The following is a 23361-nucleotide window of genomic DNA, read 5'->3' as shown; positions in this document are numbered from 1 at the left end:
GTTGCTGCGTGGCCGTGCCTTGCGCGCCTCGGCCCGGTCTGAGGCCCCGACGAGGTCATGTCGCCCGGCCACCGAGCCCGCGGGCGGGAGCGGCGGGCGCTCGGTCACCCCGCCGCTGCCAGCCCCGACGCCCTGCTGCTCGCTGGTGGTCGGCGGCCCATCGGGAGGTGGTGTCAGTGGCGGGAGATCGAGTGGCTGCTCCGCGCCGTCTGCGCTGGCGGTGGTGGCGTAGGCGCGGGCCTTGAGCACGGCCTCGGTGAGGCCCTCACGCAGCTTGGGCAGGACCTCGGCGCCGATCAGCACGAACACCGGCGGGACCGAGTGCAGGACGATGTCCGACCAGACACCCTCGTCGATCGAGGACCAGGTGTTCATGACGTAGGTCGCGGCGAAGGCGACCCACTTGGTGGCGGTGACCTGCCAGGCCATCCTGACCTGCCAACGAGCGGTGACCTGCTCGGCGCGGACCACGACCAGCAGCAGGATCGACACCATCGGGTCCAGCAGCCAGGCCGCGAGCCAGGGCAGGGTCCACATCGCCGCGCCTGCCGCGGCGAAGGTCTGGACGTTGACCATGGTGAACGCGAGGCCGAGCAGGATCGCGACCAGCGCCCAGCGGTCGATCTGGGCCTGGATGCGCGCGACCTTGCCCGCCACCACGGCCGGGGCGTCGAGGTCGGCCACCGCCGCGCTCACCGGCTCGACCCCCACAGAGCCGCCCGGGCGTGCACCCCGGCTCCGAGCAGGTTGCCGGTCGCACACCCCGGCCGGGCGCCGGGCGCGACCGTGCCGCTCACGCCGCCTCCACACCGGCCGCGGCCGAAGCCGGGGCAGCAGCCGGGGACGGAGCGTCGATCGACGCAGCCGGGCGGGCGAGCGGGCGGGTCCCGGTGCCCCGCTCGCCGAGGATCAACGCCCCGCCGCGCTGGTCGCGGTCGTGCCACCGCTTGACCTGCGTGTACTGCTCGCCCAGCGCCCGGGCGGTCGCCGAGAGGGTGTGCCCGAGCCGCAGCAACGTCGCGGCCGCCAGCGCCACCTCCCAGCGCGACGCCACCGCCGGGCCGCGGCCCGCGACCAGCTCGCGCACCCGGCCGGTCTCGGCGGCCGGCCCGAACTCCGCCTGGGCGTCGAGCACCGCTTCCAGGGCGGCGTCCTCGGCGCTCAGCCCGGTCGTCGCCGCAGCGGCGGGCCCGACGACGGTCCCCTCCGAGGGCTGGCTGGTCCCGAACCCGGCGGCGGGCGAGGTCGCGGGTTGGGCACAGTCAAGACCGCGACGCCGGGCCCGCTCCGCGCGGCGGTCGGCGACCGTCATCCCGCCCGCCACCCCGTAGGGCATCTCCGCCGCGAGCACCTCCTCGCGGCACGCCGCCAGCACCGCGCATCGCGCGCACACCTGAAGCGCCTCGCGCTCCCCGGCGGTGCGCATGCCGGGCCGCGCGGACTTGTCGAGGGGAAACATCAGCTCGGGATCGATCAGCCGCTGGTCACAGGCCCGTAGGGGTGCGGTGACCGCCCTCGTCAAGGCAGGCGTCATCGTTGGCATGGGTCGCTCCTGGTCGTCTTCGCAAGGGGACAGGGGCGGCTCACCAGGTCCCGGCGGAGCGCCAACTCCGCCGGGACCGCCCTCGAGGGGAACAACGCCACCCGCTGATACGCGATGTTACAAAGTGTGCCATGCTGGGACAAGGGTCAGGACGTCGATCTGCACTGCTTGGTGCCGGCGGCGTTGACTCGGCACTGGAGGGAGACTCACGATGGCCTGTGCCAAGGTGTGCCAAACTGGGCCAGGGGGCCGAGATGATCATCGTGAGCGCGAAGTACGACGACTGCCCGGGCGACAACTGCCCGACGTTGGCGGAGGACACCGAGACCCAGGACGTTGTCGTGCAGCTGTACGCCCTCGACGGGGCCAAGGCGGCGGAGACCGACGTGGCCCTGGGGCCGGTCCCGCCGGGCGAGGTGCGTGGGGTGATGCCGGCCAAGGTCTTCGAGCAGCTGGTCGCGCAGCGGGCGGCGAGGGTCGGATGACCAGTCCGCTGGCCGCACTCAACGAGCGCTACACCCATACCTGCTTCCGGCTGGAGACTTTGCAGGACTACGCAGGTGTCTCCCGGGAAGAGCAGGAGCGGGTCGCGTCCTGGCTGCGCGGCCAGCGGGAATTCCGGTCCGTCAGCGAGGACAGCTATCTCGCGCGAGCGGCGAAGCACACGTTGGAAGGCAAGCGCCGGTCGCGCGTACACGTGGTGACGCTGCCGCTCAGTGACTACATGCGCTACGAGCTGGATGCCTACCGCGAGAACGTGGCGGTCGGAGAGCAGATCTCGATCGCGGACGCCCAGGCGATCGACACGCCCCTCGGACCCGACTTCTGGCTCTTCGACGCCGGGACACCGACGGCCGAGGCCGTGATCATGCACTACGACCCGGTCACGGTGGAGGTCCTCGAGTTCGAGCACCTCACACGCGGCGCCGCGCCAAACCGAATCGCCGAGCTCGAGCGGCAGGCGAGCGTGGCGCAGCGCGCGGCCCGGCCGCTCGATCGGTTCCTGAGCGACCTGTCCGGGACGGAGCTTGCTGCACGTGCCAGCTGAGCCGTCCGCGGCACGGCAGGAGCTCGGCCGTCTGCTCGCCGCTCGCCGCAGGGCCTCGGGCACCAACACCCGGGACATGGGCGAGGCCATCGGTCGCTCGCACAGCCACGTCCCGCGAGTCGAACGAGGCACCGGACAGATCAGCCTGGACGAAGCCCGCCGCTGGCTCGACCGAGCGGGGGCTCCCGCCGCGGAACGAAGCACAGTGCTCGCGCTGGTCGAAGCCGTGGCGGCCGAGTCCACCGCCTGGCGCCTCGAAACCGGGGCGGAGCTGCAGCAACAGGCGGCCGAACGCATCGACCGGGCCACTCTGATCGAGTCCTTCGTCTGGCAGATCGTCCCCGGCCTCCTCCAGACACCGGCGTACTGCCGGCGCGCCGCGGCCCGCTTCGGCGTCACCGATCTCGACGCGTATGTCTCGACGCGCGTGTTGCGCCAGGCCGTCCTCGAACAGCCCGGCCGGGCGTTCCGCTTCGTGATCTGTTCCCAGGTCCTCGACCACATCGACAAGACCCAGCGGGCGCAGATCGAACAGGCCGACGAGGAGCTCGCCGGGGTCACTGTGCGAGTCATCGACTTCGCCGATCTGCCCGTGCGGGCGACATGCTCGTTCGACCTGCACTCCGACGACTCCGGGCCCGTCCGAGTCGGGATCGAACTGCCCCACGGTGGCTTGGAGCTGACCCGCGCTGAGGACCTCGCGGTGTACCGGCAGCTGTATGACCAGCTGCTGGAGGCGGCGCGCCCCCTGTAGCTCGGGGTTGCGTTCATGCTCGCACCGCGGGCGCGGCGGGGGCGTCGGGGTTGGTGGCGCCGGGTCGGCGCATCCCGGAGATCTTTCCCTGCCACTTGCTGACGGGGACGATCTGGACGGGGTCGTCGGTCTGCGGGGCGTTGATGAGCTGGCCGTTGCCGATGTACATCCCGACATGCCCGGGGCTGGCGGGGCTACCGTTGGCGCCGGGCATGAAGATCAGGTCACCGGGTTGGAGCTGGGCGGGGTCGGTAACGGGGGCACCGAACTTGGACTGGGCGGCGGCGGTGCGGGGCAGGGTGATGCCGCCCTTGGCCCAGGAGGCCCACATCAGCCCGGAGCAGTCGTAGGCGGCGGGTCCGGTGCCGCCCCACTGGTAGGGCTCGCCGAGTTGGGCCATGGCGAAGTCGAGAACGGCTCTGGTCTGCGGGGCGGTCGGCGGGGTGTAGCCGGGTGGGACGGCGGTCGAGCCGGAGCCGGGGGCGAGCCCGTCGCCGCCCTCGCCGGGGCAGGTCTGTGCCCCGGCGGCGGAAGGCGCGGCCACGGTCTGGGTGGCTGCGGTGGCGGGGTCGCCGCCGGGTTGGGTGCCGGGGGGCCAGAAGCGGGTGGCGAAGTCGCGGGCCTGGGCTTCCCACTTGGCGTAGGCGTCGGGGAACGCGGAGCGCTGCACGGTCTGGGCGGCCTTGGTGACGGGCATGGTGGCCCAGCCGCCAATCCCGACGAGGCCGTCGAGGAATTTGTTGGTGGCGTAGGTGGGGTCCTTGACCTGCGCCGGGGAGCCCCACCCCTGCGAGGGCCGCTGCTGGAACAGGCCCAGCGAGTCGTGGTCGACCGCGGTGTTCATGCCGGCCTGCCCGAGGCGGGACTCCTGGGCGGCGGTGGCGATCGCGACGACGGCGGCCTGCCGGGGGAGCCCGCGGCCGGCGACGATGGAGGTGATCAGCTGGGCGTAGGCGAGCTGGTCGCCGCCGTTCAGGGCGGCGCCGGTGCCGTCGGTGCCCGCGCCGGTGCCGCCGGGCCCGTCGCAGGTGCTGCCCGCGGCGCCGAGGCCGCCGGAGATCAGGACGGTGACCAGGATCAGGGGGGCGACGAGGAACAGCAGGTACGCCAGGACACCCGCGCCGATCAGGGTCGCCAGCCGACGCCGGTCCATCACACGCCGGCCACAGCAGACGACACGGCAGACGACACGGCAGACGACACGGCAGACGACACGGCAGACGACACGGCGGACGACCCAGCAGACGAGGGGGGAGCGGCGGGGCCGCGGAGCTGGGCGTTGGTGTCGAAGATCTGTCGCTCGCGGGGGGTGAGCATGGCCTGGACCTGGAAGCCCTTGGCCTTGACCTTCCATAGCCCCCGGCCGGGGGAGCCGTTGCACCAGCCGGTGATGAGGTCCTGTTCGCGGCCGGAGAGCTGCAGCTCGGAGGCGAGCTCGTCGGCGACGGCGGTGGTCTGGCCCATGAGCAGGCGGGTGTCGCACAGGGCGAGCAGGCCCTTGGCGATGTTGACCGACTGGGAGCCGGTGTCGCCGACGGTGAGCATGTCGCCGGGCTTGTGGGCGGCGAGGATGGAGATGATCTGCTGGGCGCGGGAGAGCCGCAGCTCGGCGTCGACGGCGGCGACCATCCCGGTGCCCAGGCGCATCTGTCGCCAGATCTCGTCGCGGACGATGATGCGCAGGGCGCCGTCGGTGCGCAGGTCGGTCGCCGAGCGCGACCAGGACCCCAGGCAGGTCATCGCGACGGCGAGGGCCTTCTCCCCGCGGCCCTCGAGCCCGGAGACATCCAGGGACTGGATGGGTGCGGCCCAGTCGACGTCGATGTTGGTCTGCTCGTCGAACAGGCCCTTGAGTGAGCCGTTGACCAGGGCGCCGAGGGAGTCGGTCAGGGGGCGGGTGGCGTCGAGGAAGTGTTGGCGGGTGGCGAACCGGTGGGTGCGCACGAGGCGTTCGTCGGCGCTGGTCAGGGCGCGGTGGACGTCGGGGATGGTGATCGGGCGGGGCCGGGTGTTCCCGGCGGTGATCCCGGTCAGGTCGCGCAGGACGTCGGCGAGGACCTCGGTGTCGGTCGGGGTGACCGGGCGGCCGCCGGCTTCGGCGAGCCCGGCGAGCAGGGTCGACCAGCGCCCGATCAGGTCGTTGAGGGCGTCGGCGGCCTGGTCGTCGGTGAGGTTGTCCCAGCGGGCGGCCAGCGGGCCGAGGTCGAGCGGGTTGATCCGGGTGCGCTGGGCGTAGCCCAGCGAGATCGGTTCCTGCCCGAGCGCCCGGACCAGCGGGGAGTACTCGCCCTTGACGTCGCCGGCGATCAGCGTGTTGACCCCGAACGCCATCATGCGCAGCAGGAACGCCGCGATGGTGCTCGACTTCCCGCGGCCGGGTTCGCCGAAGACCAGGATGTTCGGGTTGGTCGAGATCTGTCGCAGCACCCATTCGACGGGGTGGCAGTAGAACGCGCCGCCGGACAGGGCGTCGTAGCCGATCAGCGCCCCGACCGGCGGCATCCCGGGCGTGGCGAGCAGGGGGTAGAGCCCGCCGACCTGGTCGGTGGTGGTGCGCAGGGTGGCCAGCGGCGCCTCGACCGCGGTCCAGCCCAGGCCGCGCTCGTTGCGCCCGCGCCGCGGCCGCCCGCCCCGGTTGACCTTCTCCGGCTTGGCTTCCTGCTCGTGGACCGGGCGGGAGGGGACGGGCAGCTCGAAGCCACGCAGCAGCTGCGCGGTGTTGCGGCCGGCGAGCTGCTCGCCGCGACGCGCCGAGCGAGCCGGGCGGGACGTCGGTCGGGTCATCGTCAGTGTCCTTCCGGTCGCGGGCGGGCGGTCAGAGGGCGTTGCGCATGCGGGCCAGGCCCATCCCGACCGGGAGGGTCGCGGCGACGAACCCGGAGTCCTGGGCGAGCTCGAGGCGCACCAGCTGGTACTGGCCGGCGGCGCTGGTCTCGAGGGCCTCGGCGTGGTCCTCGACGTTCCAGTCGGCGGGGACGGTCACCGAGACCACGACGGCGTAGCGGACCATCGCCTCGCCGGCGGCGATGACGTCTTCCTGGCGGTAGGAGCTGCCGCGGTCCTGGCGGTCCTTCGCGGCTTCCCCGAACCCATTGGAGGCCTTGAGCTCCCCGACCAGGGTGGTGGTCTGGCGTTCGCGGGTGGCGATGCGCTGGGCCATGCGTTGCGGGAGGACCTCGTAGTGGATCGCGAGGGTGCGGCGCTCGCCGGGGGTGCGGACCGCGAGCAGCGGGGCGAGGGACCCGAACCGCACCCCGGAGCGCGGGGGGATCACCGAGTAGGACACGGTGACGTAGCCGTCGTGGGCGTAGGAACGAGCGGCCGGAGCGGGCGCGCGGGTCGGGCCCGCGGCGGCGGCGGGGAGGTGGGCTTCGCCGTGCTCGAGGCGCTGGTGGGTCAGCAGCCCGGAGGCGGCGGGGTTGAATCCGGTGCGGATCGCTTCGGCCATCCCGGCCGAGGTCAGCCACTCCGGGGTGTCGCAGCCCATCTGCTGCAGCGGCTCGACCAGCGCCCCGAGCGCCCGGTAGAGGGCGTGGGCGCGCCCGAAGCGGCCGCCGCCGGCGGCCTGGGCGGGGCGGCGCAGCACGTCGTCGCGGGCGGAGACGGTCAGGAACGCCTCCTGGCGCACCGACACCGCCCCGGCCATGCGACGCAGGTCGTCGGCGACCGCGACCGCCAGCGGTGGGGCGGCGTCGGCCTGGTGGCGGTCGCGCCAGAGCTCGTAGGCGGTGCCGTCGTCGGGCACCGAGCGCACCACCAGGCTCGCCCGGTCGACCCGGTCCGACGCCGAGAGGCCCTTGAGCATGTTGCCCAGCCCGGCGGCGAGGTTGCGGCACTCCAGCGCCGAGGCCAGCCCGACCCCGCGGGCGGAGAGCCGCGCGGTCGCCCCCCAGCGGCCCTCGGCGGTGTCGTGCAGGACGCAGACCCGGCCGTGATCGGGCATCGGGGGGCCGTCGAGCAGGTCCAACCGGGACAGCGCCCCGGGCAGGTCGGGTTCGTCGCGGTCGACCGGCAGGCCCGCGGCGGCCTTGGACTGCCACGACGACCAGCCCGCCGCCTGCCCGGTGCCGAACAGGACCGCGTCCGCGAGCCACTTCGCGGCCGGGCGCCCGCGGATCGGGACCACCGTCAGCGCCACGATCACCGTCGAGAACGGCAGCACCACCAGGCCCTGCGCGGCGCGGTTGGCGCCGAAGAACAGGATCAGCGGCAGCACCGCGGCCAGACAGATCACCGCCTGGGGCATCGTGAGGCCCAGAATCCAGCCGTTGCGCTCCGGGCGCCCCGGCACGTAGGTCAGCTGCTCGGACATGGATCAGAGCACCCCGCTCATCCGGTGGTCGTCGGGCTCGTCGCGGTCGGGCTGGTCGTCGAAATCGGCGTAGTCCTCGTCAGGGCGGTCGTAGCTCGGGTCGCGGTAGGGATTGCCGCGTGGGGGCAGACCGCCGGCGTAGTCGGCAGGGCCGTAGTCGCCTACGCGCCCGGCGACCCCGCCCTGCGGGGCCGGAGGCATTGGGGCCGCTCCGGCGATGCCCACCCCGGCGCTCCAGGCGCCCCGACCGACGGTCCCGGCCGCAGCCCCCAGCGCCGCGACCCGGCCCCCGCCGATCGCGGACCCCTGCGCGGCGGCCCAGTGCCCGGCCAGCGAGCCCGGCGCCGCCCCGCCGGAACCACCGGAGGACCCGCTACCGGAGGCCCCGCCACCGGACCCCGACGACGATCCCGAGGCGCCTCCCGCGGACCCGGCCGACCCCCCGGCTGACCCCGACGAGCCCCCGGCGGACGAGCCGCCACCCGACCCGCCGCTGGCGCCGGCGCCGGCGCCAGCGCCTCCGAGCTGGCCCGGTGACGACGCCGCCGCGCCGGCGCCGACGAGTTCCTCCTGGTCACCGGGGTCCTTCTCCTCACTGGAGCCCTGGCCCTGTCCGGCCACCGCGGGGAGCGCCTGGCCGCCGGCCGCGCTCGCCCCACCCGTCCCGGCGCCACCGGCTCCTGCGCCGGCGACGGCTGCGCTGGCGCCGCCGGTGGCGGCCGCGGCCGCGGCCGTGGCGGCGAGCTGCTTCTTGTCGTCCGAGCCGCCCCCCGTGCCGCCACCGGAGCTCGAGGCCGCGTCCTGGGAGCCGCCGAAGCGGCCGCCGGTGGCCGAGGAGAACACCGATCCGACGTCGGCGGAGGCGATTCCGGCGCCGGCCTGCTTGAACCCGGCCGCGGCGGACCCGAACGCCGACATCATCGTCTGGTGGGGCTGGGTGCCGGGCTCGACGAACGCGAAGAGCCGGAACAGGGCCATCGGTGCGAACAGCGCGACGAAGAGGATCCCGAACCCGAGCAGCAGGGTGACGATCCCGGAGCCCTGCGTGGGCGCGTTCTGCACCAGGCCGGTGCCTGCCCCGGTGGGGATGTCGCCCTGGCCGCGGCCCGCCGCGGAGATCACCCCGGAGCCGATGGTGAAGCACAGCGCGAAGGTGGGCTGGATGAAGATCAGGGCGAGCAACCAGCGCAGGCCGCGCCAGAACCAGTGCTTGGTGGCCAGGTTGACCAGCCCGGCGCTCAGGACGGGAATGGTCGCGAAGATGACCAGGATCGAGGCCGACCGGAACAGCAGCATGACCCCGTAGCCGATCGAGAGCGGCAGCACCGCGACGATCCCCAGCACCGCCAGCACCGGGGCCTTGACCGCGTTGTTGTCGTCGGTGAGCCCGAGGCGGTCCATGGTGGCGGCCGCGTCGGTCACGTTGGCGCCGCTCTGGAAGATCAGGCTGGTCAGACCGTCGGCGGCGCCAAGGAGCGCGACGACGATGGTCACCGTCAGCACGGTGGCGATCCCGTACTGCACCGGCCCGAGCGCGGCGGTGAGCATGTGGCGGCGGGGGTTGAGTACCGCCATCGCGAGCTGGGTGAAGAACAGGATCGCCGCGATGATCGCGGCGAGTTGGAGCATCGAGGACCACAACGTCGTCGAGATCGCCCCGGCGCCGGGGGTCGGGTCGACCCGGCCGAGGGTCCCGACCAGGCCGAGGACGTTGCGCAGCAGCTCGAGGGTGCCGGTCCAGACGTTGCGGGCCATGCCGTCGAGGAAGCCGCCGATGGCTCCGGTGATGATGCCGTCCATCAGGCCGGTCCTCCGTTGGTCGGGTGGTAGCCGGCCTGCACGAACGCCGGGGAGCCGGGCCAGGTCACCGGCGCGCGGGCCGCGGCCGGGACCGGGGCGATCCGCCAGTCGCGGCCGGTCCAGCGCATCGCCTGGCAGTCCCCGGTCCCGGTCTGGGCGGAGTTGACCTGGGCGAGCTGCAGCTCCCCGGCCACACACACCACGACTGACCGGCCCGCGGAGGTGACACCTTTGACCTGCGCCCCGGCCAGCTGCCAGCGGGAGCTGATCGGCTGGCCGGTCGAGCCCTGCAGCACGACCTGCGAGTAGACCTTGTTGACCTGCACCCCCAGGGGTGTCGCCGCCGGGTCCGGGGCGCCGGGCAGCGAGATCGAGGTGTAGGCGGCGTTGTAGGTCTGCGGGTTCAGGTCCGCCAGCCCGGCGACCTCGAGCGCGGCGAGCTGCCCGATCGCGCCTTGCGGGGTGGCGGGGAACCCCTCGCCCACCCCGGCCGGGTTCGTCCGGGTCGGGGCCGGGACGTCGATCACCGGCAGCCCCGAGGGCTCCAGGGTCTGGGGCATCGAGGCCGTCGAGGGGAACTGGCGCATCGGCGCCGTCGCCAGCGCCGTCTCCCCCGCCACGTCCCAGTTCCCCGCGCCGACCGCGGCGCCGGGAGTGCCCGCCCCGCCGGGAACGGGGTCGGCGCCAGCCGGGGTCGCCGGGGCGGAGGTGGTCGGGCTGGACTGGTGCCCGGCCCACACCAACCCGACGATGACCGCGACCAGCACCAGGGCGAACACCCCGAGCGCGGTGATCACCTTGGCGCGGGCGGCGCGCTGCTCTTCCTCGCTGACCATCGACATCTCAGGTGCCGGCGAATCCGTTGAGCACGGTCGGGCCGATCCCGAACAGGATTGCCCCGCCCACCGCGGCGAGCATCATCAGCGCGCCGGTGTTGCCGTAGCGGCGGTTGTCGACCACCCGCCCGGCGGTGAAGGCGATGATGCCGCCCATGAATGCCACCGCACACGCTCCGAGCGCGATCCACTTCAGGTAGCTCAGGATCTGGGTGAGCTTCTCCGAGCCGGGTGGCGCAACCGGTCCCGGGTTCGGGACCTGCGCCGGGAGCGCCGCGAGGAGCTGGTGGGCGAGGTCGTGGGCGGCGGTCGTGGTGGTGAGCAGCATCAGCGGCCTCCGAACAGTCGGGTCAGGGATGGCAGCGCCCCGCCGGGGGCGTGGTTGTTCGGGATCAGGCCCCAGCGCGCCGGGATCGCCGCAGCCGCGGCCCGGAGCCGGTCGGGGACCGGTTCCGCACCGATGCCGCCGGCGCCGACGGCGGGGTCGTAGGGCAGGAACACCGCGTGTTCCATCAGCTCACCGAGGGCCTGGGCAGCGACCCCGGTGATCTGCTTGGGCCAGCGCTTGGCCGAGACCACGACCAGCGCTGCCGGGGCGGCCACCTGGCCGGCGGCGATCCACGGCCGCAGCCGGGTCAGCAGCTGGTTGGCGCGCATCAGCGAGGGCCGGTTCGGTTCGACCACCAGCACCGGGCGCGGGGAGCTGGGGGTGCCGGCCTCGAGCCACGCCCCCGCGCTGCGCAGCGGGGACGCCGCGACCTGCCAGGGGTCCCAGCCCAGGTCGACCACCGTGGCCGCGGGCGCGGTCTGGTCCGGAAGCCACCAGCACGGTGAGGGCACCATCCGCGGGGAGAGGACCTCGCTCGGTGGGGTGGCGAGCTGCGCGACCCAGCCCCCGCCGCGGCGGCCGTAGGCGACACCGATCTTCGGGTGCAGGGTGCGCGCCGGTGGGCCCTGGTCGGCGACCGCGGCCGCGAGCCCGGAGCGGGCCGGGTCGGCGGCGTCGACAAGCAGCGTCGGCACCCCACACACGTCCAGCGCGTCGAACAGCGCCGCGGTCATCACCGACGCCCCGACCCCTGCCGACGCGCCGATCACCGGGATCACCACGCCGCCCTGGGCCCAGTCCGCGCGACCCGGCTCATGGCGATCGGCGAGCCGCTCGACCGCGACCGCGGTCTCCATCGCCTCCTCGGTCCGCGCAACCGCGGTCGCCGGGGCCCGGTCCGAGACCGGGCTACGCGGGTCCGCCAGCGCCCGGACGTGCGCGGTCTCCCCCGCGGTCACCGCGTCGTCGAGCAGCTCCGCATCCGCCGGTGGCCACGTCTCCCGCGCGGTGGAGACCAGCGACCCCGCAAGGCCCTGCCCCAGCAGGCCCCGCGCCGTCTCGTCCTCACCCTCGACCGCGACCGCGACCAGCTCACCGCCGACCTGCCCACCCCCGAGCCCTGCCGCTGAGGGACTTGCGGCCGCCTCCGGGCGGCCCGGGCTGTAGTCGCGCGCATCGGCGGGGGCGGCGTGGCGGTCGTCCTCGCGAGCGGGACCCCGGCCCGATCCGGGAGCGGGGATGCGCGGCAGCGGGTCGACGACGTCGAAGGCGACGTCCTCCACCTCGGACGACGAGCTCGCAGGCGTCCACGCCGACGCTTGTGACGCGCGATCAGCCGCAGTCTCCCGTGTCGCGTCGCGCGGAGCCCACGAGGCAGCAGGAGGAGACGACCAAGCAGAAGGGACAGAAGGGGATGGGCCTCGTGCGGGTTCGCCCCGACCGGGCGGTGGTGCCGGCGGGAACGGCGGCCGGCGCGGGACGGAAGGCGCAAGGCGCGGAGGCGCCGGCCGCCGAGCGGCGGCGTCGGCCGAGGGGTGCGAGTCCCGCACCGGAGCCGACGCCGCGGAGCCCACACTGCCCCGCGCTGAGCTCGCTGCAGTAGCGGTGGCCGCTGCGATCCGTTCCGGTGTCACATGCTGGGTGCGAGCTGCGTGGTTGTCGGGTTGTGCCCCGGCCTCAGCTTCCTGACCGGCCGGGGTCGAGGTCGTGGTCGGTTGAGGGCGGGGCGGGACGAACTGGGTGAGTTCCGGGCTCCCGGCGGGTGCGGCCGGTCTCGAGGCCGCCGCGGCCGTGGGCAGGCCGGGTTCGGCCGCCGCCGCGGGGACTGGAGGCGTGGGCGGGGCCGGGAGCCGCGCGGGCGCGTCGTGCGGGGAGAACGGGGGGACGGCAGGTCGGGGTGGGACGACCTGGGTGCGGTCGGCGTCGGTGATCGCGGCGGGACGGTCGTCGTCGCGGCCGGTGAAGGGGCGCCCGTCCCAGTCCTCATCGCTGGGCACCACGAACCGAGGCGGCCCGGGTACCGGGCCAGGCGCCGGAGGGGCCGGCGGGGATGGCCGGTGTGGCGGCGACGCGTCGGGCTGCTCGGTGGGTGGGGTGGGAGGCACGCGGTGGTCCTCGAGTTGGGTCACGCCGTCCTCCTGAGGCTGATGTGCGGCCGGAGCGCGACTCGCGCTCTGAGGTGGGGGCGCCGGAGGTCTGCGCGGCCTCGCGGCTGCGCGGGTTGGTCGAGGGAAGACGGCCCCCGAGAGCTCCCCGACCCGGTGGTCCCGCCGGGCCGTCCCTGGCCCTCGCCGCGGCCGCGGGAGCTGCCCCAGCCCTCGCACCGCGGAGAGGTCTGCACCCGACTGCCGGTCAGCGGGCCCGGGTGGTGCGGCGCGGCGGTCATCGCCTCGCTCCCTCACGCGGCCGCGCCCGGCGAGCGGCGTCGCTTCGTGCCGGCGGGTCGAACGCCGGCCGGGGACGAGGCAGCAGCAGCTCCGGATGCCGCGCGCGGCGTCGTCGACGCAGCTCGGCCACGGCGACCGGGACGAGCGCGAGCAGCACTCCGACCAGGGGCAGCGCGGCACCGCTGGCGGTGGTGGCCCCGGCGAGGTTGCTCACCGACTCCAGCGAGTCCCCGATCTTGAGGTCGTTGAGGAACAGGGTGCTGTCCTTGCCCTCGGAGGGGTCGCGGTAGATGCCGGTCTTGAGGTAGGCGCCGCCGTCGACGGTGGTCCCCTTGGGCGGGGTGTAGTTGGAGACGAGCTGCTTGCCGTCGCGCCAGACGTTCACGAAGCCGCCGCCGGTCTTGAACTCGACCTCGAGCTGCACCGAGACGTTGCTGCCCGGGGTGACCGCGCCGAGGTCCTTGTCGTGGTCGTTGCCCGAGGTCGCCAGCCACAGGTGGCCCTTCCCGACCTCGATCGCCACCGGCGGGGAGCCGTTGACCCCGTTGTCGTGCAGCTGCCAGATCACCTGCCAGCTGTCCGCGTCGGTGGCGAAGTTCTGGTCCAGGAACGCCGAGTAGCCGAAGAACTTGTGGTCGCCGTCTCTGAAGGTGTCCTTCTCCGGCTGGGCTTCCGAGCGTTTCCCGCCCCCGGGCACCTCGAACTTGACCGCCTGCCGACCCGCCACGTTGGGCGAGGCCGCCGCCACCGGGTCCTTCGCGTTCTCGTTGTTCCACGGCGTGGACTGGAACCCCTCCAAGCCACTGGTCAACGACCACAACGCGCCTGTGGGGCCGCCGGTCAAAGCCTCGCCACCGGGACCGTCCCCAGCGCCTGAGCCCGAGCCCGTCGTCGTCGTCGACGTCGGGGCTGCCGCCTCGGAGGACGAGGACGACTTCGATGACGAGGGCGACCCGGGCGACCCTGACGGCGAGGGCTCCTGAGCCGATGTGCTGGTCGACGTCGCCGGCGAGCTGGACGCCGTCGCGCCCGAGCCCGCCGAGCTGGACGTGGACACCGACGAGGTCGGCGAGGTCGGCGAGGTCGGCGACGAAGACGGCGCTCCGGAGGTCGCCGCAGCGGCACCGCTGGTCGCGGTCGGAGCCGCCGAGCGGTTCGAGGCGCTGGCGGAGGTCGGCGAAGCACCCGACGTCGCGGTGGGCGCCGTAGTCGCGGTCACCCCGGAGGCCGGAGCGCTGCCCGACGACTGCGGCGAGGCGCTCTGTGCCGGCGCGGATGACGTCGGGGCTGCTGCCGATGCGGTCCCGGCGGTGCCGGACGTCCCGGTCGAGCTGGTGCCGGTGGGACTGGCGCTGGTGGCGGCTTGGCCGTTGGTGACGTCGAACTTGGTCAGCTGCAGGCCGGGGCCGCCGGTCCAGGGCTCGAAGCCGGCCTGGATGTTGGTGAGGTAGTCGGCGTCGGAGACCACGCCCTGCTTGACCGCATCCTTGACGAAGTCGGTGATCGGGAGGTTGTCCGCGGAGTCGACGTAGCCCTGGCGCAAGTAGGAGATGACCTTGACGCCGCCGTTGGTGCCCTTCCAGACGTCCCAGTTCGCGCCGCCGATCGCGACCTGGCCGGTCTTGTCGCCGATCGGCTTGATGCCTCCGGTCTCCTTGAGCCAGATCATCAGCTCGAGCTTGTCGTTGTGGCCGTTCTTCTTCGGGGTCGAGTCGGCCCAGATGTCGTAGGCCAGGTTCGACTTCGTGCCCGCCGGGATCTGTCCGGCGATCGAGGACGACAGCGGCCCGAGCTGCCCGATCTGGGTGGGCAGAGTCGTGCCCTTCGTGCAGGTCCCCATCCAGCAGCCCGACATGATCGACGGGTATGCGGCGGGAGCGTCGTTCTTGTTGTGGTTGCCCGAGTCCACCGAGAACCCGGGCCCGCCGTTGGTGGTGACGCACTGGCCGTCCGAGGCGCCCCACTCGTTGTTCTGCACCATGTAGGTGCCGTCGTCGACGTTGGCCGACCCGAACTTCTCGCACACCTTCTGCCCCGAGCCCTGCACCGACCCGGACGGCGTGCGACGGCGTTCCTTCAAGTCCGCGGGCGGCTGGAGCGATAGCATCGTGCTCGGGGACGTCGACGTACTTGTGCGCTGCCGCGGCTGCTGTCGGTCGTCGCCCGTTGAGGTGGTGGTGGCGCGACGATGTGCCGGTGTTCCCCGGTCGCGCTGCGCGGGCGCGGCAGGGTCCCAAGACGGGTCGGCCGCGGTTGCGCCGGACTGAGGTGCGCTCGAGGGAAGGGGGACGCTCGAGAAGGCAGGAGGTGCCACCGCTGGCGGTGCGGTGGACGAGCTCGGCGGACCCGGCAAGGAGGCGACGATCGGACCACCCGCGTCCGGTTCTGCGCTGAAGTTGCCCGACGGAGCTTGCTCGGCGGAGGCAACGGGTTCGCGGCTCTTCGAAGCAGCGTTCCAGGTGCTGGGCGAGGTGAACGGTTCCGCTAGCTGGGTGGAACTTCCGGTGCTGGCCAGCGTTGCGATCCCGACCATGCCGATCACCGCCAACACGACGATGGCGACGATCACGACTCGGACCGGGGAGACCGCGTCACGAGGTGTGGCGGGACGACTGGCGCTGGAAGTGCCGCCGCCGAAGCCGAGACGGTCCAGCGGAGTCGAGCCACGCTCGGGCGACCAACGCTGGTGGGACCCGCCGACACGGGTCCCGACCGGGTCGCTCATGCGCTCGTGCCTTCACCGAAGCCCACTGCCATCTCCTCAAGCGGGACGCCGGTAGGGGGTGTGCGGCGTCTACCGAGTGAGACCCCCGAGTAGGCCGGTCAGGTTCCGTAGAGCGCACAGAATTCTCGGCCTGCTGCTCAGCGGGCGTGTCCCCACCGCACCAGCGGCCGCAGACCCGCTCCGGAGGCCCATCCCGGCGCCGAGCGGGCCGAGCTCATGTCGGTCAGACCCCCCGCCGCCGACCGAGGTGAAGCTGCCTCGACCAGCTGCGGTGGACCTGCCTCGACCGGCAGCGGGGAAGGCAGCTGCTGATTGCCTTCGATGTCGCCGTCGCGCAGCGATCACAGCCGCGTGACCTTCTCATGATGCTGCGCTAATCCCCGTTAGCGCGGCATGGGTGCCGCTCCTTGGGCGCTGGGGCAGGCGGCGCCAGCTAATTGATGGCGGCGCGGAGTGCCAGCTCGACAGCCGCACCGATGGCAGAGAGTTGGGCTTCTGCGGAACCACCCCGCGACGATGGTCGGGCATCGGTCGTGTTGTATACCGGGCAATCGTCATTGGGGGGCTCGTGTCGACAACTCGTCGGATGCTGATCGTGCTTGGAGTGGTCCTCGCGATCGCTGCCGCCGCTACCACCGCCTATGCCGCCGCGCCGCGTGCTTCGGCCCCAACGGTGAGCGGGTGTGTGAACAAGCAGACCGGCGTGCTGCGGGTCGCCACGGCATCAAGACCTTGCTTCACGCGCCCGGGCTTCCTCCAGGAGACGCCGATTCGCTGGAACCTGGCGGACGACGGGGCCCCTGCGCCAGCGCCGAGCGTCGGGCAGCCAGCGCAGGTCGAGCGCCGCACAGCTACTCAGACGATCCCCGCTGGTAGCGACTTCGTCATCGTCAAGGCTTCGTGCCAGCCCGGCGAAACTGTAGTTACTGGATCCTGGACGGCTAACGGCGCAAGTCCTTACGGCAACAGGGCTGTCAGTTACAGCTTGGGCGACACAGGCGAGCGGGAGAACGGGTACCAGGTGTCTGCGCAGCCCGGATACCGGTTCCCGGGAGAGCCCGTCAATGCGGATTCTGTGACAGTGGCGGTTACGGCGGTCTGTCTCAAGATCGCCTAGTAGCGGCGTCCGGTGAGGGTAGTCCGCATCGAGTGCGCGATAACTCCAACTATCGCGGCACCGGCGATCGTCTCTGGCCTGCTGCGTCTCCACGAGCCGGATGTTGTCGTCCCGGCGTCGATGGGCCTGCGGCGACGGCGCGGGCGCCGGTGTAGGCCGGAGGAAGCGACTCGAGTGGACGCCGTTCGGCGCGCGTCCGGAGGCTCTAGGATGCGCTCCATGACCTCGTCCCTGCGTACCCTTGAGCAGCGCCTGCGGGCGGTCGAGGCCCGACTGACCGAGGTCGAGGGCGGGTACGGCGACACGCTCTACGAGCTCCGGCGCGCCAGCGTGCGCAACGAACTGCGTCTCGGGCGGGTGCTGGAGCATCTGGCGATCAACGACGTGACAGACGACGAGGTCGACGAGGCGCTCGACGCTGATTGAGCGGACGTCGTTCCTCGAGGCACTGCTCTCTCACGTCGGGCCGCCGTCTGAAACTGGGGCCTCAGTGAGTGTCAGCCACTTGGTCAGGGCGTAGGTGGGGGAGCGGTCCAGGTCCTCGCGAGCGCGGTCGTAGCGCCGGGTGGTGCGGGCGTCGCGGTGCCCGGCGAAGTCCTGGACGTCGCGCAACGGTGCGCCGGCGTCCAGAGCGAGGGTGATGGCAGTGTGGCGCAGCGAGTGCGGGGAGAGCTTCGCCCATGACTCGATCGCAGCCTCGCGAGCGGTGCGGCGCACCAGTACCCAGACCGCCTTCGGGGTCAGCCGTAGCCCGGTGCGAGAGGCGAACAGCGGCCCGGCCAGCTCGGTCTGATCACAGTCCTCGACGGCGGCGCGGTGCTCGAGATAGCGGTGCACCGACTCGACTGTGCGAGGGGCGAGGGCGATGCGCGCTCGGCGGCCACCCTTGCGCCGGATGGTCAGGGTGTCATGTACGTCCTCTCGACCGGGGTGGCGGCCAAGGTCGATCACGTCCACCCCGAGGAGCTCATCGACGCGGAGCGCGTTGTGCAGGAGCAGATGCAGCATTGCCGCGTTCCGGCGCCGTTGGGCTCCTCGGCTGCGGTCGACGGCGTCAAGTAGGGCGACGGCTTCGTCGCGGGTCAACCCGAGGGTGGAGGAGTGTTGAGCGTCGACGGCGGGGCGTCGGACCGCGGCCGCGGGGTTGGTGCGGGCGATGTCGAGGTCGTCTTGGTCGAGTAGGAAGCGGTAGAACGAGGACAGCGCGGACAGTCGCCGCCCGGCGGAGGTGGGAGCGGCGCCGCCGTCGAGGAGGTGGGCGAGGTAGAGATCGACCTGCACCCGGCGCGCCCGCAGGGGGTCGACCTCACGTGCGGTGCACCATCGCTGCCAGAGCAGCAGGTCGCCGGCGTAGGCGCGGCGTGTCCTCGGCGATCGGAAGCCGGACAGCCAGCCGCTCACGAGCAGCCGGACCCTCGCGTCGGTCCACAGCGCGGCGGGCAGGTACTCGTCGGCCAGACCACCGAGCAACTCCGGGGGTGGCGCCGTGCGCTGCTCCGGGACCCGAGCAAGTACCCGCCGGCCGTCATCGGCCGCTTGCTCGTGGCTGCTGTGGCCTGTGGTGCTCACGAGGCTCGACGCTAGGACCGAGAGCTGTCAACAAAGCGACCGGGGGCCTCTGACCTGGGTCGATGCCGCGATAATCCCGCCCCACGCGACCTCGACGCGAAGGCGGCGAACCTGAGCGAAAGCTGGCAGATCGGCGGGATGTCGACGTCGGGACCGACACACGGCGCAGCGGCGGTGGTCTGCGGTTAGAGGAGATCGACTTCTAGGTTGGGGTGCACGCGACGCAGCCGGTCCGGGTCGCTGGATATCGCGGAGCACCCGCGTTGCTGGCAGATTGCCGAGACCCAGGAGGCGACCGGGTCAAAGAGGCCGTCACGCTCCCGAGCAGCGTCGATAGCAGCGCGAATGGCTGCAGTGGGCTCATCGAGTACGGGGACCGTGGGGCTGGGCCAGCAGGACGTCGATGTCGGTGCCGTGGTGGGGCAGGGCAAGGAGAGCCTCGGAGACCACGGCGGAAGGGACGAGCAGGGTCACCCCGAGCTCGGCGACGATGATCGACCAGCTGGCCATGGCCAGTCCGCCGCGCGCCCACGATGCGACCGCACCCGCGTCGAGAACCTTGCCGCCGGCGAGCAGCGGTGGCGGCTCGCCGGTAGATGGCAGTGCGCTCAGGAGGCGTCCGCTACGGGGTAGTGGCGCCGGACGAAGGCTTCGCCTGGCCAGGACGCGCCGGCCTGGGCGTACACCGCGCGGTAGTGCTCGAGGGTGGGAGCTCCGAAGCGTGCGGCGTGGTACTCGGTGGCGGCGACGCATGCTGCGGGTCGCTCGGCTGCGCGCTGCTCGCGCGCCGCCATCTCGGAACCGTCGTGCTCGGCGTCGTCCGCGGAGATCTCGAACGCCTCGCTCACGGAGCCAAGGCTATCGGACAGGCTCAAAGGTCGGAACGCGAGCCGCTGAGCAGGGCGACCCAATCGCGGCGGGGGTGTCCGGCTCCGCCAGGACCCGCCCGGGCGGGCAGCTTGGTTGTCTTGCGGCGTCGCCGGGAGGCCCGCCTAGAGGCGAACAGCCTCTCCCGAACGCCGCGATAACGCCGCATATCGCGGTATCGACGCATGAGTAAAATGTGATGCCACCTCGGGTAGTGGCAGAACGTTGGCGTTCGGAGCGGTAGGACGCTCACTGTGATCAGGCTGCGGCGATCGTTCTCCGCGTCGAGGCGGACGTAGGTCTTCCAGGTCTGGTGCAGGTTGGCGTGACCCATCAAGTTGGCGACTTTGCCGAGCGGGACGCCCGCCCGGACCAGCCAAACGGCTTGAGAAATGGCGCAGGAAGTAGGGCGTATATCCAAATGCAATCCCGTCCGATAGCACAGAGGCCGCGCGACGCCGTAGGCGCTGTCCTGCTAGGCTGCGGCTGGAGTTCTCACGCGGTCGCGGCCTTTTCGCGATCGGATTTACGCCTGTTGCATTGCATCCCGTAGGGAGCGACATGGAAAAGCTGCGCATTGAGCTTGAGAACTGTCATGGCATCCGCAAGCTCGATGCAACTTTGAGCTTCAAGATCGCCAAGCGCGACGGTCGGCGTCACGCAGTTGCTATCTACGCACCAAACGGCGCGATGAAGACGTCGTTCGCGCGCACGCTGCGCGACCTGTCCCGCGGTCAAGATAGCTGTGACCACATGTTCGCCGACCGCGACAGCGTGCGGCGCATTGTGGATGAGAACGGCACTGCTCTGGACGGCGACGAGGTGGTCGTCATTCTCTCCTACGACGAGGAGCTCGGGCCTACCGAGTCGACCTCAACGCTGCTGGTTAACGCGGACCTGCGCCGCGAATACGAGGAGCTTCAGCAGGGATTGAACGACGTTCGAGCTGAGCTTCTCGCGGCGCTCAAGGAGAATTCCGGCACGAAGGTTGATATTGCCGAAGCATTATCGTACGCGTTTATGGCCGAGAAGTCGAGCTTCTTCATGGCACTGTCACGCATCCGCGAAGAGGTGGAGCGCGAGGACGGTGCGCCCTTCGCTGACCTGCCGTACGACCTCATCTTTAACGAGAAGGTTCGGTCGCTCCTCAACCAGGCTGACCTTAAGAGCCTGCTCACCGATTACGTGACGCGACTCAACGCCCTCTTGGACGAGTCGAAGTACTTTAGCCGGGACAAGTTCAGTTACTTCAACGCCAAGAACGTTACCAAGACGCTCACCAGCAACGGCTTCTTCAGGGCAGGCCACTCAGTTGTCCTGCACGATGGGGAGGGACAAACTCAGGAAATTCCAACCGAAGCGGAGTTCAATGCGCTAATTGAAGAGGAGAAGGCGCAAATCGCCTCCGACGAGGACCTGCGCAAGAGGCTGCTCGCGATCGAGGCCGCCTTGAATAAGAATGCGGACGTCCGCAAGTTTGCGGACCTTCTCGACGAGCATCGCGAAATCCTGCCTGAGCTGACCAACATGGCGGTCTTCGAGCAGAAGCTTTGGAAGAGCTATTTGAAGCAGTCCGAGCCGTTGTTCCTGCGCGCGGTCGATCTGTACCGCAACTCCGACGACCGTATGCGCGCGATCCGCGAGCAGGCCAAGGCGGAGCGCACGGAGTGGGAAAACGTGATTGACATCTTCAACTCCAGGTTCTACGTGCCTTTCCAGCTGACGGCGCAGAACCGGGACGCGGTGGTGCTCGGGCAGGATTCGGTGCCGCAGCTCCACTTTGAGTTCTTCGACGGCGATGAGAGCGCTTCGGTTGAGCGCGGCGACCTACTTCAAGTGCTGAGCAACGGCGAGAAGAAGGCACTGTACATTCTGAACGTGCTCTTCGAGATGGAGACGCGCAAGAAGGCTGGGCGTACCACGGTGTTCGTGATCGACGATCTTGCTGATTCGTTCGACTACAAGAACAAGTACGCCATTATTCAATACCTCAAGGAGATGACGGAGCAGGCAAACTTCCGTCAGATCATTCTCACCCACAACTTCGATTTCTTCCGGACCTTGCAGGGCCGAGGCGTCACGGGTTACTCCACCTGCATGATGGCGCAGAAGAGCAGCGAACGAGTCACCATCGAGCAGGCAACGGGCATTCAGAATCCGTTCGTCAAGGACTTCAAGCCCCGCTTCTTCGAGCAACCCATGAAGCGAGTGGCATGTATTCCATTTATGCGTAACATCCTCGAGTACACCAAGGGCGAGGACGATCCTGACTACATCACACTGACCTCCCTCCTCCACTGGAAGTCTGATTCCGCCAGCATCACGCAAGGTGACCTCGACGCCGTCTTCAAGCGCGTCTTCGGCGGTGACGGGGCCTGGCCCGAAATCGAACAGCCGGTCATCGACCTCATTGTGGCCCAGGCCACCGAAGCGTTGACGGCCAGCCAGGGGATCAACTTCGGCAACAAGATCGTATTGTCGATCGCCACCCGGCTTGCGGCGGAGCGCTACATGGTGTCAAAGCTCGATGACCAGGCATTGGTCGACGCCATCGAGGCCCAGCAAACCTACGAGCTGTTCGTGCATTTTAAGATAGCCGGTTTGGGTGCGCCCGAAGTTCTTAGCACCCTCGACGCTGTGGTGTTGATGACGCCCGAGAACATCCACGTCAATTCATTCATGTACGAGCCGATCATCGACATGTCGGACGACCATCTGCGCCAGCTCTTCAAGGACGTCTCTGCTCTGATGATATCGGATTAAGACGTTAACAGGGGGGCGGACCTTGTTCTAGCTCCATAACCCATCTATCCGTTCACGCAGAGCATCGCGTAAGCTAAGTCCCCCGGCACCCAGGTCGTGTTCGAGATCGAGACCTGGCGTCTCGTCACGAAAGGAAGCTTATGGGTGTGCTCGTGCGTAAGCGCGATCTTTTATATTCGTGGTATTGAGCTGTCCGCCTGATGATAGTCAGATGGTCGGATGACCACTCAGGAGGGTCGATTCCTTCTTGATGTCCAAGACCTGCTTCTTCTCGTCTTCCGCACTATCCGCCCTAACGCCAGTCAAGTGCACGTGATGGTAGCTGGCATCCCCGTCGTACCCGAGCCTAAAGGATTGAAGATGGACGATCGCGTTATCATTGTCATACAGGATCCCTTGCATGTCGTCAAGTAGGGCCTTTACCAGATTGTCCGCGTCCTTCTTTCTCACCTTCGCGCCTAGCACATTCACAACAGTCACGCACAACCCTCGCCTCGCGAACATGGAGGTTCCGTCCTCGTTTCGGTGAGTCCTCAGGGCGTCCTGAATCCTCCTCTTGTAGAGGCCCCGGAGGTCTGAGTTGGACGACTGCGCGGATATTGGCTCAACGGCGATCGGAAGCGTAGCTGCTATGGGGTCATCGTCGAGGCTGCACTGCATGCAAGCAGTTTGCGCAAGATGAGAAGCCTTCTCGCCGATGGTCAGGAAGAGGCACTGCGCGAGAGTTGGACGTTTTACTGATAGGTCAAGGCCGAAGGGGTCGTCGACGCGCAAGCCTTGAAGCCAGAGCCGAAGCGTCTCTCGGCTTCCTGCACTCAAAGGAGTTGCTAGGGCAGTGCCTGTGTCGTTTAGGAACCCCTCTGCCAGAAGTCCTTCCCAGACATCGACTTCCGGCGACTTGTGTTCGTAGGCGCACCGCTGCGCGTACTGGATGAATGGTGCCGCTTCCTCCTTCTTGCTCATCAAGCAATAATACGCCTTCAGGAGGGGTGTCTACCACCGAGACCAGCGGGCTCGTGCTGTTGGTGGCCCTCCCACCTGCGGCCAGTTGCTTGCCCTCTATAGCTTTGCCAGATTTCGCTGATCGCAGCCGGACAACAACGACACCCATGGCGGGCCCGCTCCAGCCGTTAGGGCCCATCCACAGGCGCAAGTGCAGGTCGCACGGCCTGGATCAGCTTTAGCGGCTCTTCCGATTTCGGAGTGCAGCTGAGGGTGTGACCGGGCCGGGAGCTGGGGTCGTGTCGCTGCGGTGAGGCGGGCCCCGAGAAGTTGATGATGGCGGTTCCTACGCCAACCAGCGCCAACATCT

Annotated in this window: 18 protein-coding genes and 1 pseudogene; 5 read left to right on the top strand and 14 right to left on the bottom strand. The window is 70.4% G+C overall.

The genetic code is table 11. From position 1 onward, the window contains the following. A pseudogene (locus LN037_RS31190) lies at positions 1–696 on the bottom strand (hypothetical protein); the annotation flags it as partial. 97 nt (positions 697–793) lie between these two features. Beyond that, positions 794–1534 (bottom strand): WhiB family transcriptional regulator, encoded by a 741-nt coding sequence (locus tag LN037_RS31185; RefSeq protein WP_255695384.1) that lies wholly within the window; start codon positions 1532–1534, stop codon positions 794–796. 272 nt (positions 1535–1806) lie between these two features. Here LN037_RS31185 and LN037_RS31180 point away from each other — a divergent pair, with 272 nt between their 5' ends. The 3 genes from LN037_RS31180 to LN037_RS31170 are packed head-to-tail and all read left to right on the top strand — an operon-like array spanning position 1807 to position 3345. Next, positions 1807–2028, top strand: a complete 222-nt coding sequence (locus LN037_RS31180; protein WP_230760849.1) for a hypothetical protein — start codon at positions 1807–1809, stop codon at positions 2026–2028. Beyond that, positions 2025–2591 (top strand): DUF6879 family protein, encoded by a 567-nt coding sequence (locus tag LN037_RS31175; RefSeq protein ID WP_230760847.1) that lies wholly within the window; start codon positions 2025–2027, stop codon positions 2589–2591. Before LN037_RS31180 ends, LN037_RS31175 begins: the two co-directional genes overlap by 4 nt. Next, complete coding sequence (locus tag LN037_RS31170) at positions 2581–3345, top strand: Scr1 family TA system antitoxin-like transcriptional regulator (RefSeq protein ID WP_372460574.1); 765 nt, start codon at positions 2581–2583, stop codon at positions 3343–3345. The genes LN037_RS31175 and LN037_RS31170 overlap by 11 nt, the downstream gene beginning before the upstream one ends. Positions 3346–3358: 13 nt before the next feature. Here the strand turns inward: LN037_RS31170 and LN037_RS31165 are convergent, their stop codons facing one another. The 8 genes from LN037_RS31165 to LN037_RS31130 form a co-directional block, all read right to left on the bottom strand. Next, entirely contained in the window at positions 3359–4498 is a 1140-nt protein-coding gene (locus tag LN037_RS31165) for a C40 family peptidase (RefSeq protein WP_230760843.1), read from the bottom strand. Then, positions 4498–6129 carry a putative type IV secretion/conjugal transfer ATPase gene (locus LN037_RS31160; protein ID WP_230760841.1) on the bottom strand — a complete coding sequence of 544 codons (1632 nt, stop codon included), beginning with the start codon at positions 6127–6129 and terminating at the stop codon, positions 4498–4500. The genes LN037_RS31165 and LN037_RS31160 overlap by 1 nt, the downstream gene beginning before the upstream one ends. A 31-nt stretch (positions 6130–6160) precedes the next feature. Beyond that, entirely contained in the window at positions 6161–7657 is a 1497-nt protein-coding gene (locus LN037_RS31155) for an SCO6880 family protein (protein ID WP_230760839.1), read from the bottom strand. A gap of 3 nt (positions 7658–7660) precedes the next feature. Beyond that, a complete protein-coding gene (locus tag LN037_RS31150; protein WP_230760837.1) occupies positions 7661–9457 on the bottom strand; it encodes a hypothetical protein in 1797 nt (598 codons plus the stop codon). Then, entirely contained in the window at positions 9457–10293 is an 837-nt protein-coding gene (locus LN037_RS31145; RefSeq protein ID WP_230760835.1) for a hypothetical protein, read from the bottom strand. Before LN037_RS31145 ends, LN037_RS31150 begins: the two co-directional genes overlap by 1 nt. A 7-nt stretch (positions 10294–10300) precedes the next feature. Continuing rightward, positions 10301–10621, bottom strand: a complete 321-nt coding sequence (locus LN037_RS31140) for a hypothetical protein (protein ID WP_230760834.1) — start codon at positions 10619–10621, stop codon at positions 10301–10303. Next, complete coding sequence (locus tag LN037_RS31135; protein ID WP_230760832.1) at positions 10621–11904, bottom strand: CpaE/TadZ family protein; 1284 nt, start codon at positions 11902–11904, stop codon at positions 10621–10623. The genes LN037_RS31140 and LN037_RS31135 overlap by 1 nt, the downstream gene beginning before the upstream one ends. A 1099-nt stretch (positions 11905–13003) precedes the next feature. Continuing rightward, positions 13004–15088: a GH12 family glycosyl hydrolase domain-containing protein gene (locus LN037_RS31130; protein WP_230760830.1), complete on the bottom strand. Its 2085-nt coding sequence runs from the start codon at positions 15086–15088 to the stop codon at positions 13004–13006. A gap of 1981 nt (positions 15089–17069) precedes the next feature. Between LN037_RS31130 and LN037_RS31125 the strand changes: the two genes are divergently transcribed. Then, positions 17070–17276 (top strand): hypothetical protein, encoded by a 207-nt coding sequence (locus tag LN037_RS31125; protein WP_230760828.1) that lies wholly within the window; start codon positions 17070–17072, stop codon positions 17274–17276. Between the two features lie 30 nt (positions 17277–17306). Here the strand turns inward: LN037_RS31125 and LN037_RS31120 are convergent, their stop codons facing one another. The 3 genes from LN037_RS31120 to LN037_RS31110 all read right to left on the bottom strand — a co-directional run bounded on the left by LN037_RS31120 (position 17307) and on the right by LN037_RS31110 (position 19267). Continuing rightward, the gene (locus tag LN037_RS31120) at positions 17307–18419 is read right to left on the bottom strand and encodes a tyrosine-type recombinase/integrase (protein WP_230760826.1); all 1113 of its coding nucleotides are present in this window, start codon (positions 18417–18419) and stop codon (positions 17307–17309) included. Between the two features lie 360 nt (positions 18420–18779). Further along, on the bottom strand, positions 18780–18929 hold the full coding sequence (locus LN037_RS31115) for a hypothetical protein (protein ID WP_230760824.1): 150 nt from the start codon (positions 18927–18929) through the stop codon (positions 18780–18782). Between the two features lie 98 nt (positions 18930–19027). Next, positions 19028–19267, bottom strand: a complete 240-nt coding sequence (locus LN037_RS31110) for a hypothetical protein (RefSeq protein ID WP_230760822.1) — start codon at positions 19265–19267, stop codon at positions 19028–19030. 580 nt (positions 19268–19847) lie between these two features. Between LN037_RS31110 and LN037_RS31105 the strand changes: the two genes are divergently transcribed. Continuing rightward, the gene (locus LN037_RS31105) at positions 19848–22049 is read left to right on the top strand and encodes an AAA family ATPase (protein WP_230760820.1); all 2202 of its coding nucleotides are present in this window, start codon (positions 19848–19850) and stop codon (positions 22047–22049) included. Positions 22050–22256: 207 nt separating this feature from the next. Here the strand turns inward: LN037_RS31105 and LN037_RS31100 are convergent, their stop codons facing one another. Then, positions 22257–23012 (bottom strand): RusA family crossover junction endodeoxyribonuclease, encoded by a 756-nt coding sequence (locus tag LN037_RS31100; RefSeq protein WP_230760818.1) that lies wholly within the window; start codon positions 23010–23012, stop codon positions 22257–22259. Between the last annotated feature and the right edge of the window lie 349 nt (positions 23013–23361).

The organism is Actinomycetospora soli, from assembly GCF_021026295.1.
Lineage (GTDB): Bacteria > Actinomycetota > Actinomycetes > Mycobacteriales > Pseudonocardiaceae > Actinomycetospora > Actinomycetospora soli.
Note: the sequence above shows the minus strand (reverse complement) of the source record. Positions and strands in the feature narration are given on the sequence as shown.